Source organism: Brumimicrobium salinarum, assembly GCF_002844555.1.
GTDB classification, from domain to species: domain Bacteria; phylum Bacteroidota; class Bacteroidia; order Flavobacteriales_D; family Crocinitomicaceae; genus Brumimicrobium; species Brumimicrobium salinarum.
The window spans coordinates 195,959-208,929 of sequence record NZ_PJNI01000007.1; the positions used below are offsets into that span (position 1 = coordinate 195,959).

Below are 12,971 nucleotides of genomic sequence, written 5' to 3' on the forward strand. Positions count from 1 at the left end.
GTGGATTGAGTTGAATTGTTGAGATATTGCATAGAACATCAAAAAGTATATTAAATTTGTGGTTTAAGAAAAATTAATAGAGATGGAAAAAATAATCTGTGGTATTCAACAAATAGGAATTGGCGTGCCTAACGTGCAAGAGATTTGGAAATGGTACAGGAAATTCTTTGGTGTTGATGTACGTATATTTGAGGAAGCAGCAGAAGCACCTCTTATGACTAGATATACTGGTGGAAAAGTTCAGTCACGTACAGCTACTTTAGCGCTATCTATGGAAGGTGGAGGTGGATTTGAAATTTGGCAATTTACCAGTAGAGACACTGAAAAACCAAAATTCGATGTTCAATTGGGTGATTTTGGGCTCTATATTTGTCGTTTAAAATCAAGAGATGTTCAAGCTTCATTCGATTATATGAGTAAAAATGGCGCGAAACTACTTGGTGGAATAAAGAAAACTCCACATGGTGAACCCCATTTTTTTGTTGAAGATCCGAATGGAAATATTTTTAATGTTGTTGAAGAACAAAACGTTTTTCAAAAAACAAAATTTGAAGGAAAAACAGGTGGAGCAGCAGGAGTGATGATTGGTGTAAGTGATATTGATGCTGCTAAAAAACTATATGCTGATATTTTAGGGTATTCAACTGTTGAATATGATGAAACCTCAGTATTTGATTGTTTTTCAGAGCTTCCTCAAGGAGATAAAAAAGTAAGACGTGTTTTACTGTCGCACCCTGAAACACGTAAAGGTCCTTTCGCTCCTTTGTTGGGGCCTACAAAAATTGAATTGGTACAAGCTGTAGAAAGAACAGATTGTAAAAAGATATTTAAAGACAGGTTCTGGGGAGATTGGGGCTTTATACACCTTTGTTTTGACGTTAGAAATATGGATGCACTTCAGAAAGAGTGCGAAGCAGCTGGGTTTCCATTTACTGTTGATAGTGGAGCTACTTTTGATATGGGGGAAGCAGGAGGTCGTTTTTCCTACATTGAAGATCCAGATGGTGCATGGATTGAGTTTGTAGAAACTCATAAGGTGCCGGTGATGAAGAAATTAGGATGGTATATTAATTTAAAAAATAGAGACCCTAAAAAGTCGTTGCCTAAATGGATGCTAAAGGCAATGGGGATGAATCGTGTAAAATAATTAATCTACACTTTCTGAAAATCCTTTTTTTTAAAAGTAGTTTTAATTGATTGAACGTAAAATGAAATAGATTTTATTTTCTTAGTTTTATAGCCTAATTCAAATTTATGATTAAAAAAATATTTTTTTTGCTAGCAAGTGCTTCATTTATTTACGGATGTAACACAGAATTTAGTGTGAATGGTGAATATGTTGAACAGCCTATTGTTCACTTTTTGCTTGATCAAGGAAAAGAATATCAGTTTCTAAAACTGAATAAAACATTTTTGAAGGAAGGCAACTCGTTAGAATTTGCAAAAGAACCTGAACTTTCTTATTTCGATAATGTCGTAGCAACAGTTAAAGAAATTAAAAATGGTAGTACACTCCGAGAATGGACATTAGAAGATACTGTCATTCAAAATAAAAAAGATGGTGTTTTTTATGGTCCTGAGCAAAAACTGTATTTTTTCAAACCTGCTGCTTTACCTTCCAATATTCCAACGAGCATTCCAAAATACTTAGATGAAGATGCTATTTATCGTTTAAATATCAATATCGATAATGGAAATCATATTGTTGAAGGACAAACAGAGTTAGTAAAAGGTGTGAGTATTAACTCTCCATTGCAAAATTCTGCTTTTAACTTTGTTAAGAAATACGGCGGAGCAAAAGAATATGCAAGTACGGCTATTGTTTTTTCTTTGGGGAATGGGGCTACATTTAAAACTGAATTAGGATTTAATTATCGAGAATATACAGCTTCAGGAAATACGGATAAAACAATTAAATATACTTTAGGGGAAAGAAGTAATACAGATTTAGTAGGATCAACAAGTTCTATTTTTGCTGAAGGAGAAGTCTTTTATGAAGTATTAAAGAATAAAATTCAACCCAATTCAGATGTCACTAAAAGAACGGTCAGAGGAATGGAAATTACTCTAACCGCTGGATCTTCTGATTTATACACGTATATGCTAACAAATGAACCTACATCTTCTCTTGCTCAAAATCAACCAACTTATTCCAATGTTGAGGGAGCTTTGGGGATATTTTCATCGCGTGTTACAGTTCGTCAGTATAAACCCTATTATAATAACCTCAACAATAGAAGGAGTCTAGATGTTAATTCTACGGATGAACTTTGTGAGGGACCTTACACTGCACCATTCAAATTTTGTAGTGACATACCAGAGGATAATATCCGATCATTTAGCTGTAATTAATAGGTTGTTTTACTGGTTTTATTGGTGTGAGACGCGAAAAGTGATCACAATTTTTTAAAATTGCTATTTTACTTTAGTAAATATACTCCAATGACCGTGTGTTTATAAATGATGAGCGTCGATAAGTTTATGATTTTTTGAAATTGCTGAAGAATAAATCAGACAAGAATTGATTGAATGATATCATAAAGATTCTTCTTTTTTGAACGCAATCCTTAGCTATTCAAATGCTATATATTCACAATTTATAAGCTTTTTATTAATTCACCTTGTGATATTTTTTTTATTTCCATAACAGATGTAAGTCAGATTTTGCAACTGATTCCTCACAATTATACCCGTATAGTTTTAATAAGATTACGAGAAATCTTTATTTTTCAGCTAAGAAATACGTTTTTCAAATTTTAAAAATCCACAGTCAGTAATTATCACTTCAGAATATATGTACAACAATTTTAGCATATGAAAATGTTAGTTGTGTTATAGCGAGGAGTTAGTTTTTTAATAATTATAAACTTATCAAGGTGATTCAATTAAAGAAATTCTGGGGGTTTTCTCAGTTCTAGTTTTGCGCTTTGGAAAAGTGCTGATGTGGCGTTAAATCGAACTAGAAAACTCTGTTGTCCTCCAACTGGAGTCCAGAAAAATGAGAGTTGCCAACAGTGCATATCTCGCGTTAATGATATTCGCGTTTGCGTTAAATTCATTTCCTTTAAATCATAACTTGAATTTAAAGCCACTTTCCACCTTTCTGTAAAGCTAACGTCTCCAGATAAGACTAGGTTTTGTGTTTGCTTATAACGCTCGCTAGCTGAATTGTTAAGCTGGACAAAGTAAGTGTGTGTTAGGTTAATTTTCCAAGGTATATCAAAATCGATTACTTCTTGCGGATGAAGTCTGTAATATTGGTAGTCTGCGCCCCAGTGATCTCCCATTAATTCTTGATTACGTTTTATTTTATCTCTCGACTCTGCTTTCGTAAAGGTGTAGGTTGTAGAGATGTTGGCCTTTGTAAGGCGGCCGAGTCCTTGATTGTTTTTCCATGCGTATTGATCGTAAGCGAGTCCATTTTCATTCCAAGCGTAGGGTGTTATTGAGGCTGAAGACACAACACTCAATCCTTTTAAGGGAGTGAATCTTAGTCTTAGATTTATATCAGAGAATTGCATAGTATCTTTAAAAATGTCATAATTTCCCGAAATAGAAAGTGCATCGATGATTCTTGTTTTCTTAAATTCTTCTCCAATGGTGTCGTTACGGTTACGATGTTTTAATTCAAATGTGTTGTTTAAAGAGTAATTAATCAAACCAACATCTCTTCCTGCGCTTTCTCTATACAGGCTGTTTTCATAGGGTGAGTAATAATACTCGTCATTATTTGGGCCTAATATTTCCGTTTTGAATGAACTTGTATTGGGTTGTAATTGTATAGAAACACTGGGAGTCATAACATGACGCATTTTCATTCCACTATTTCCAATGAAATCGTAATAAGCGTATAAGTTTGTAGATAATTCGGAGCGAATTGAAGCATCTTGAGAAATTCCTAAGCCCTGCAACGTATCGTTGACCACCCTGTTTAGGTCGTTGTCATATCTTTTGTCAACGGATTGGAAGTTCATTCGTAAGTTATACCGTGCGGTTGTGCTTAAGGTCACAATTTTACTAAAAAGTTTTAATGGGTAATTAATAGATAAATCATGTTTTATTCCGTTTTGCATTCGGTCTTGGATCAAATCAAATCGTTTATTAGAAAGGAGTGAATCTCCAAAGATTGCTCGGTTTTTAGCCTCCATGCTATAACTTACTCCTATCTTTTCATAAAATTTTTCTTTTCCAATCTTGTTTTTACGTAATCCTTTAAAAGGAAAGAAACGATTTACATTAACGCTTAACGTGGGAAGGTCTGCATCGATGTTTTGTGATGCAGAGTTTTGTTTTAGCGCCGCTTTTAAACCAATCGTAACAGGTTTCCCAGGGAAGGATCGGATTAAGTTTATATCGGAGTTAAAGTTGTTTTGATAGTATTGTTGACTCAATGGATCAAGATCTGTTTTTCCTGTATTGTCGGATTGGAAGTTTACACTTGAATTAAAACGCCAATATGGATTTGCCTTTGCTTCTTGCTGATGCCTCCACTGAACAACTATTTTTTGATCTCGTATACTATCAGCAGGAAACGGTTTTCTAAATGAACTATATCCTAAATTAAGTACACCTCCAAATTTATATCTTTTTTTATAATCTGTTTGGTTTCTTAGCTCAAAAGTCCCCCTAGAGTACAAACTCCCGTAAAATGTAGTTTGGATTTGATCAGATTTTTTAATGGGGAAATAATAGCCTAAATCTTGAAACCCAAAACCAAATTGTGAAACAGGCGTAATCATTGGCATGATAAAACCATTTTCCATTTCCTGATCTTTTGTCGGGATAACACTAAAAGGTAGACCTAGTGGTGTAGGGATTCCTTTTACCCATAAATTCATAGGACCTGTCGCAATTCTTTCATTGGGTACCATTACTGCTTTTGATAACTGAAAGTGAAAGTGTGGGTCGTCCAATTCACAAGTTGTAAATTTACCTTGTGTAAAATGCACTTGTTCATTTTGTTGTCGCTTAGCAACGCCCATGTGCAAGTACATTTCTTCTTGCTGGGTTTTTAATTCTTCAATATAGCCTTTTTCAGATTCAAAATTATAACGTATTGTAGCGGCGGTAAAAGATTCTGAACCATCCTCAAATTTTGGAATTCCAATTCGATTACCTTCTTCATCAAGGGTGTACACACAATAGACTTCTTTTTTTTCGGTATCCATCTCAATTAAGTCAGCTGTCATTGTAATACCCTCGTATTTAACTATTGCTTCACCATACATCGAGATGGTGTTATTCTTTAAATTGGCAACAATCGAATCTCTACAAGAGAAGGAAACCCGCGAATCCATCGAATCGTCAATCCTGTAGATGCGATCTTTATTTGCAGAAACAAGTGTGTCTTGTGCAAATCCACTGGGGGTTAATAAGATTATTAACAACCCAACGACGAAAAAAAGCGTTATGGAATATTTTTTGCTCAATAGGAACTTGTAAATTTGTACATATAGTCTAACAAAACGGATGCAAATCTAAAAAATTACATTGTTGTGAGGTCAAATATATTTAAAACAATATTATTTATTAATTTCTTGGGGCTAGTTTATGCTAGTTTTGCTCAAGAAGAATCTTTAGATGATGTTTTGTCTAGTGGAATAAAAACTGTGGTTATTGATCCTGGACATGGGGGAAAAGACCCTGGTTGTCACGGGGGGATTACCAATGAAAAAACTGTTGTTTTAGCCATAGGAGTTAAACTAGGAGAATACATAAAAAGTAAATATCCTGAAATTAATGTGATTTTTACAAGAGATTCGGATGAGTTTATAGAGTTAGATCAGCGTGCTAAAATAGCGAATGAAAATCATGCAGATGTATTTATTTCTATTCATGCTAATGCTGCTGGTTCAGCAGCGTATGGCACAGAGACTTATGTTTTAGGACTTCATCGAACAGAGAGTCAGCAAAAAGTAGCCGAAAGAGAGAATAGTACTATTCTTTTTGAAGAAAATAGTCAAGAGAAATATAAAGATTTTGAACTTTCTCCTGATGCTATTATTGCGCGACAATTGCAACTGAGTGTGTTTTTAAATCAAAGTATAAATTTAGCATCTAAAATTCAGGCACAGTTCAAATCTATTGGAAGACGAGATCGTGGGGTGAAGCAAGCTGGATTTTTAGTCCTTTATAAAACAACGATGCCGAGTGTATTGATTGAAACAGGTTTTTTGACCAACAGTAGCGAGGAGGAGTTTTTAAATGATCCTGTGAATCAAATTAAAATGGCAAATACTATTTTTAAAGCCTTTCAAGAATATGTTGCAGAAATAGATGGCGTGAATACCCTAGTTGAAAATGGCGAGGGTTTCGAAGCTTCTATCGAAGAAATTAAAAAAGAAAAAGGAGGTCAGGATAAAATTGCTTTTAAAGAAAGAGAAGATCAGATTTATTTTAAAGTGCAGGTTGAAACATCGAGAAAGCAATTAGCCCTAAATCATAAGCGATTTATGAATGTGAATGTTCGCGAATATGAACAAGATGGCTTGTTTAAATATACTGCCGGAATGTTTGAAAACGACTTCGATTCTGCAAATACGTACAAAAAGAAAATGCAGAAGCTTGGTTTTGAACATGCATTTGTTGTGGCTTTCTTAAATGGAGAAAGAATTCCTATAGCAAAAGCAATAAAATTGGCGAAGAAGTAGAAAATGTTGACTAATCTTATTAATTTTAATCTTTAACTATTATTTTAGCACAAAATACAAAGCATTGAAAGTATCTAAAGAATTTAAAACCGGATTAGCAGTTATTTTATCAACAGCACTCTTGATATTTGGAGTGAACTATTTAAAAGGAAATAGCTTCTTTGGTGGTGATGAGGTATACTATGCTTACTTCCCTACTTCAGGAACATTAGCTCCTTCTTCATCTGTTACTTTAAACGGGGTGGAAATAGGGAAGGTACTTAATGTAGATTTGGTTAATCCAAACACTTATACTGATCCCAATAAGCGTGTTTTGGTTAAATTCAGTATTCAAACTGAAGGATTGAGTCTGGCGAAAGGTTCCGGGATAAAAATTGTTCCAGGTGTCTTGAGTACTGGAATTCAACTTCAACAAAATTTTATCGCTGAAAAAGGCTATCATAAAGTAGGAGATACTTTAGAAGGGACCGTGAGTCAGGAAATAACTGAGCAAATTGAAACACAATTATTGCCTGTAAAAAGAAAGCTAGAAGATTTAATGACTTCAATCGATAATATTGTCAATTCGATTACCGTTTTTTGGGATACTTCAGCTGCACATACTTTAGATGAAGGATTAAATGAAGTGAAAATAGCCATATCTCGATTTGGAAGAGTGGCCTACAATATCGATAATATGATTTTAGATGAAAAGGCAAAACTCAGTAGAATCTTTGATAATGTAGAAAATATTACCCATAACTTTAAGGAAACAAATGTTGAAATACAAAAGGCAGTTGGAAATGTGGTGAGCATAACAGATTCTATAATGACCGTTGATTTTAAAGGCGCAATTAATGAAGCAACGGTTACTTTGAAAAAGTTAAATGGTTTACTTGCGGAGACATCTGAAGGAAATGGGACTTTAGGTAAATTGTTGAAAGATGAGCAGCTCTATGATGAACTTAATGAAACGAACGAAAGACTTCAGAATTTGGTTGATGATATTAAAGTTCATCCAGAACGATATATTCACTTCTCTGTTTTTGGCTCAAAAACCAAAGGTGTTCCAATTACAAAAGATGAAGAGAAAAAGTTGAAGAAAATTTTAGACACAATTCAGTAAAATTAAAATACTAATCTATGATATCAATTATAATTTTTGTTGTATTACTTGTTGCAGGTTTTGGCTTTTTTGCAATGAATGTTGGTAAAATTCGAGCCAATATTCTTTTAGGTCGAGATGTGAACCGTTCTGATAATAAAGGAGAACGAATCAAAGTAATGTCACTCATTGCGCTAGGACAAAAGAAAATGTTTAAACGTCCTTTACCTGCATTCTTGCATTTCTGTTTGTACGCAGCGTTTGTAATTACACAAATTGAATTGATAGAAATTATTGCCGATGGAATTTCTGGGGAGCACCGTTTGTTTAGAGCTTCGCTTGGAGGTTTCTATACATTTATGATTTCTTTTATTGAAATTCTATCCATTCTCGCTTTTGTAGCCACTTTTATTTTCTTGGCCCGACGAAACTTGATTAAAGTTCCACGTTTAAATATGAAAGAAATGAAAGGTTGGCCAAAACTTGATGGTAACTTAATTCTTGTAATGGAGTTAATTTTGATCTGCTTTATCTTTATGATGAATGGTGCAGATGAAGTTCTATATGCACAAGGTCTTTCACATGCTACAGATTTAGGTGATGATTCTTTTAATTTTGCCGTATCTCAATTTATAGGTCCAGCACTTTTTGGAGGAATGAGTGAATCTACACTTCATATAATTGAGAGAATTGGATGGTGGGGACACATTGTAATGGTATTCACTTTCTTAAATTACTTACCATTCTCTAAGCACTTCCACATTATTTTGGCTTTCCCAAATACCTATTTCTCTAACTTGAATCCACAAGGTCAGTTTACAAATATGGATGCTGTAATGAAGGAAGTTAAGCTTATGATGGATCCAGATGCTGATCCTTATGCAGCTCCAGAAGAACCAGAAGGTGAACCACAAAGGTTTGGGGCTAAAGATGTTGAAGATTTAACTTGGAAAAACTTATTGGATTCATACACTTGTACAGAGTGTGGTAGATGTACTTCGAATTGTCCAGCAAATCAAACGGGGAAACTGTTATCTCCACGTAAAATTATGATGGATACACGTGACCGATTGGAAGAGAAGGGGGCTGGATTAAGAAAAAACGGTAAAGATTATGATGATGGTAAGAGTTTATTAAACGACTACATCACCGAAGAAGAATTATGGGCGTGTACTTCGTGTAATGCCTGTGTAGAAGCTTGTCCTGTTAATATAGACCCATTGTCTATTATCATGGATATGCGTCGTTATTTAGTAATGGAGGAGTCAAAAGTACCAACAGAATTGGCTGGAATGATTTCAAACATTGAAAATAATGGGGCTCCATGGCAATTTAGTCCAGATGATAGATTGAACTGGAAGGACGAACAATAAATTATGAATTGATTACAAAAAGATATTATGAGCGATTTGATGAAAGTTCCTACAATGGCAGAAATGACTGCAAACGGAGAAGTTCCAGAGATTTTATTCTGGGTAGGTTGTTCAGGAAGTTTTGATGACAGAGCAAAGAAAATTACGAAAGCAATCGTGAAAATTCTGAATAAATGTGAGGTGAAGTTTGCAGTACTAGGAGCAGAGGAGTCTTGTACTGGGGATCCCGCTAAACGTGCAGGAAATGAATTTCTGTTTCAGATGCAAGCCATGCAAAATATTGAAGTTTTAAATGGTTATGAAATCAAAAAAATTGTAACGGGTTGTCCGCATTGTTTCAACACAATGAAAAACGAATATCCGGAATTAGGTGGAAACTATGAAGTAGTTCACCATACGCAGTTAATTCAATCTTTAATTGCTGACGGAAAGTTGCAAATGAAAGAAGGAGATACCTTTAAAGGAAAACGCATTACTTTCCACGATCCTTGTTACTTAGGTAGAGGAAACAACGTATACGAAGCGCCGCGTTCTATGCTTGAGAAACTAGACGCTGAATTGGTTGAAATGAAAAATTGTAAAGCCAAAGGAACTTGTTGTGGTGCTGGAGGTGCACAGATGTTTAAAGAAGCCGAGAAAGGTGATAAGGAGGTAAATGTGAAAAGAACCGAAGAAGCAATGGAAGTAAAGCCGAATATTATTGCAACAGGTTGTCCTTTCTGTAATACCATGATGACAGACGGTGTTAAGAACAAAGACCAAGAAGAAAATATTGAAGTTATTGATGTAGCAGAGTTGATTGCAACGGCTGCTGATTTATAAAATTAAGACAAGGTAAAATGGAAACTTCAACGAAAGATTTATTTAGCCAATTCCCTGATCAATCTAAAGTTTGGTTATATCAAAGTGATAGAGCCATGAAAGATACCGAAGTAAAGGAATTGGAAGAACGATTACAATCTTTTGTTTCTACTTGGGCAGCGCACGGAAACGAACTTTGGGCAACTTCCAAAGTATTGAATCCTTACTTTGCAGTAATTGCTGTAAACGATTCATTGGTTCCTCCATCAGGGTGTTCTGTGGATGCTTCTGTAAAAGAAATGAAAGAAATAGGAAGTGAGTTAGGCATTGACTTTTTCAACAGAATGAATGTTACCATTCAAGAAAATGAAGAGATCAAACAAATTCATTTTTCTGAACTCAATGACAACAAATCAGCCATGATTTACGATCCGCTAATTTCATCACTAGGTGATTTGCGATCCGCATGGCCAAGAGCTATAGAGCAAAGTAGTTTTGCTCAAATGGTCGGTTAAGATTATTATTATAAAACAAAAAAAGCAGACTTAGGTCTGCTTTTTTTGTTTTATATAATCATTGAGCGTAGGGGTAATTTGTGTAAGGGCGATTTGCAAATCGCCCTTACTACACATCGCCTAATACCTAATCTACACTTTCAATTACCATAGCAGAGGCACCACCTCCACCATTACAAATTCCAGCAGCACCAATTTTACCACCGTTTTGTTTCAGTACATTGATCAATGTTACAATAATTCTAGAACCCGAATTTCCAAGTGGGTGTCCAAGTGCTACAGCGCCTCCGTTAACATCCACTTTTTCTGGATCGATCCCTAAGATTTTCGTATTTGCTAATCCAACTACAGAGAAAGCTTCATTTAATTCCCAGTAATCAACATCTTTAACACCAATTCCTGCTTTGTCTAAAGCAATTGGTAAAGCTTTTGCTGGAGCAGTTGTAAACCATTTTGGTTCTTGTGAAGCATCAGCATATCCTACGATTTTTGCAATTGGCTTTAATCCGTGCTTTTCAACAGCCTCTTTTGAAGCTAAAATTAAAGCAGAAGCACCGTCATTTAGCGTTGATGCATTTGCTGCAGTAACTGTTCCATCTTTGCTAAAAGCCGGACGTAAACTTTTAATTTTTTCTAGCTTAACGTTTTTAAATTCTTCGTCTTCACTTACGATTACAGGTTCACCTCTTCTTTGTGGAACTTCAACAGGAACGATTTCGTCATTGAATTTTCCTTCTTTCCAAGCTTTAGCTGCTTTCTCGTAAGAGTTGATTGCAAAATTATCTTGATCTTCTCTCGAGAATTCATATTCAGTTGCACATTCATCAGCACAAGATCCCATGTGAACTTGGTCGTAAACATCAGTCAAACCGTCTTTCACCATTCCATCAATCATTTTGATGTCACCTAATTTTTGACCTTTTCTTCCGTTTACATAATGCGGAACACTACTCATGTTTTCCATTCCACCAGCAACAACGATATCGTTATCACCTGCTAAGATTGTTTGTGCAGCTAAAGACAATGATTTCATTCCTGAAGCACATACTTTGTTAACAGTAGTCGCAGGAACTTGGTCAGAAATACCCGCAAACATTGCTGCTTGACGAGCAGGAGCCTGTCCTAAATTTGCTTGAAGCACATTTCCCATAAATACTTCATTGATATCTTCTGATTTAATGTTGGCTTTTTCAATTGCACCTTTAATTGCTGTTGCTCCTAATTTCGTTGCAGGTACTGTTGATAATCCACCTAGGAAACTTCCCATTGGTGTACGCACTGCAGAAATAATATAAACTTCTTTCATGATATTGTATTTTTCTTTTTTTAATTGCCACGAATGTACGAAATTCTTCACTTTTATACATGATAATCACAGAATAACTACTTAATGGATTAGGAATTGTTTCGAAAAAACATCAATTTTGCATGGAATTTTTATTTAACTTTAAATTTAATTAACCAATGTCAAGCAATTTTAAAAATTATTTGTTTTGTATTTTACTTGTTTGTTTTATCACACCTAATTTTTGGTCACAAGAAGATTCAAATTCTCCCGCCGAAGAACCATCAAATTGGAAGTTGAAAAGTATTTTCTCTTTAAATGTGACGCAGTCCTCTTTTACAAATTGGGCAGCAGGTGGTCGAAACAACGTATCTGGATTAGGGTTTATAAATGCAAGTGCAGACTATAGTAAAAACCGATTTAAATGGGCAAATTCATTATCTACAGGAATTGGTGGTGTTCAATATTTCGATGAAGATTTAGAGAAAACAGATGATATTATAGATTTACAATCTACCTTTTCTTATGGTTTAAAAGATCCCTGGTATATATCTCTTTTGGGAGGTTTCAGAACACAGTATTTAGATGGATACTCAAACCCTGAAGATTCTATCCGTTCGTCTACATTTATGGCACCTGGATATGTTAGCGTTTCATTAGGTATTGAATATATTCCCAATGATAACTTGAAAATATTACTTTCTCCATTGTCAGGGAAGTTTACCTTTGTTAATGATCAAACCTTGGCGAATGAAGGAGCTTTTGGTGTCGCAGCTGCTGAATACAATAGTTTGGGACAATTAACTAAAAAAGGAGAAAATTTTCGCGCAGAATTAGGATCTTACTTTCGAGTTATTTATCAAAAAGAATTGATGGAAAATATTAACTTGAAATCAAGATTAGAATTATTCTCAAGTTATATTAATAATCCACAAAACATTGATGTAAATGGAGAGTTAATTCTTGATTTTAAGATCAACAAATGGTTTTCTGCTAACTTACAATTGAACGTTATTTATGATGATGATGTAGAAATTGAAGATAGAAATGGAAATAAAGGTCCGCGTACCCAATTTAAGCAAGTTATTGGTCTTGGAATTGCATATCGTTTAGCTAATTTTAAAGAAGAGAAAGACTAGCCTTGTAACATCATAAAGAATTTATATCCAAGCCTCGATAAAATAATCGAGGCTTTTTTATATTCAGCGTTTTAATTATATCCGGTTCTCTTTTTGAATTTTAAACTTACATTTCTACGCTTTC

General features: G+C 34.7%; 10 protein-coding genes. 8 read left to right on the plus strand and 2 right to left on the minus strand.

Annotated features, from left to right (window positions below):
• The first annotated feature begins 82 nt into the window (after positions 1–82).
• Both CW751_RS07555 and CW751_RS07560 read left to right on the plus strand, forming a co-directional pair.
• Entirely contained in the window at positions 83–1,147 is a 1,065-nt protein-coding gene (locus tag CW751_RS07555) for a VOC family protein (protein WP_101334397.1), read from the plus strand.
• 107 nt (positions 1,148–1,254) lie between these two features.
• Positions 1,255–2,352 (plus strand): DUF4249 family protein, encoded by a 1,098-nt coding sequence (locus CW751_RS07560; RefSeq protein WP_101334398.1) that lies wholly within the window; start codon positions 1,255–1,257, stop codon positions 2,350–2,352.
• A 533-nt stretch (positions 2,353–2,885) separates the two neighbouring features.
• On the opposite strand, the gene CW751_RS07565 is transcribed toward CW751_RS07560, so the two are convergent.
• The gene (locus CW751_RS07565) at positions 2,886–5,429 is read right to left on the minus strand and encodes a putative LPS assembly protein LptD (RefSeq protein ID WP_101334399.1); all 2,544 of its coding nucleotides are present in this window, start codon (positions 5,427–5,429) and stop codon (positions 2,886–2,888) included.
• Between the two features lie 66 nt (positions 5,430–5,495).
• Between CW751_RS07565 and CW751_RS07570 the strand changes: the two genes are divergently transcribed.
• The 5 genes from CW751_RS07570 to CW751_RS07590 all read left to right on the plus strand — a co-directional run bounded on the left by CW751_RS07570 (position 5,496) and on the right by CW751_RS07590 (position 10,423).
• Entirely contained in the window at positions 5,496–6,650 is a 1,155-nt protein-coding gene (locus tag CW751_RS07570; RefSeq protein ID WP_165779250.1) for an N-acetylmuramoyl-L-alanine amidase family protein, read from the plus strand.
• Positions 6,651–6,714: 64 nt separating this feature from the next.
• Positions 6,715–7,755 carry an MlaD family protein gene (locus CW751_RS07575; RefSeq protein WP_165779251.1) on the plus strand — a complete coding sequence of 347 codons (1,041 nt, stop codon included), beginning with the start codon at positions 6,715–6,717 and terminating at the stop codon, positions 7,753–7,755.
• A gap of 17 nt (positions 7,756–7,772) precedes the next feature.
• On the plus strand, positions 7,773–9,107 hold the full coding sequence (locus tag CW751_RS07580; RefSeq protein ID WP_101334402.1) for a (Fe-S)-binding protein: 1,335 nt from the start codon (positions 7,773–7,775) through the stop codon (positions 9,105–9,107).
• 27 nt (positions 9,108–9,134) lie between these two features.
• The gene (locus CW751_RS07585) at positions 9,135–9,929 is read left to right on the plus strand and encodes a (Fe-S)-binding protein (RefSeq protein WP_101334403.1); all 795 of its coding nucleotides are present in this window, start codon (positions 9,135–9,137) and stop codon (positions 9,927–9,929) included.
• Between the two features lie 17 nt (positions 9,930–9,946).
• The gene (locus CW751_RS07590) at positions 9,947–10,423 is read left to right on the plus strand and encodes a hypothetical protein (protein WP_101334404.1); all 477 of its coding nucleotides are present in this window, start codon (positions 9,947–9,949) and stop codon (positions 10,421–10,423) included.
• Positions 10,424–10,550: 127 nt separating this feature from the next.
• Here CW751_RS07590 and CW751_RS07595 read toward each other — a convergent pair whose 3' ends face one another.
• Entirely contained in the window at positions 10,551–11,729 is a 1,179-nt protein-coding gene (locus CW751_RS07595; RefSeq protein WP_101334405.1) for an acetyl-CoA C-acyltransferase, read from the minus strand.
• A 158-nt stretch (positions 11,730–11,887) separates the two neighbouring features.
• Here CW751_RS07595 and CW751_RS07600 point away from each other — a divergent pair, with 158 nt between their 5' ends.
• Positions 11,888–12,847 (plus strand): DUF3078 domain-containing protein, encoded by a 960-nt coding sequence (locus tag CW751_RS07600; protein ID WP_101334406.1) that lies wholly within the window; start codon positions 11,888–11,890, stop codon positions 12,845–12,847.
• The last annotated feature ends 124 nt before the right edge of the window (positions 12,848–12,971 follow it).

Coding starts and splice junctions, on each gene's coding strand:
- CW751_RS07555 (WP_101334397.1), top strand. CDS start 83: ATGGAAAAAATAATCTGTGGTATTCAACAAATAGGAATTGGCGTGCCT.
- CW751_RS07560 (WP_101334398.1), top strand. CDS start 1,255: ATGATTAAAAAAATATTTTTTTTGCTAGCAAGTGCTTCATTTATTTAC.
- CW751_RS07580 (WP_101334402.1), top strand. CDS start 7,773: ATGATATCAATTATAATTTTTGTTGTATTACTTGTTGCAGGTTTTGGC.
- CW751_RS07585 (WP_101334403.1), top strand. CDS start 9,135: ATGAGCGATTTGATGAAAGTTCCTACAATGGCAGAAATGACTGCAAAC.
- CW751_RS07590 (WP_101334404.1), top strand. CDS start 9,947: ATGGAAACTTCAACGAAAGATTTATTTAGCCAATTCCCTGATCAATCT.
- CW751_RS07595 (WP_101334405.1), bottom strand. CDS start 11,729: ATGAAAGAAGTTTATATTATTTCTGCAGTGCGTACACCAATGGGAAGT.
- CW751_RS07600 (WP_101334406.1), top strand. CDS start 11,888: ATGTCAAGCAATTTTAAAAATTATTTGTTTTGTATTTTACTTGTTTGT.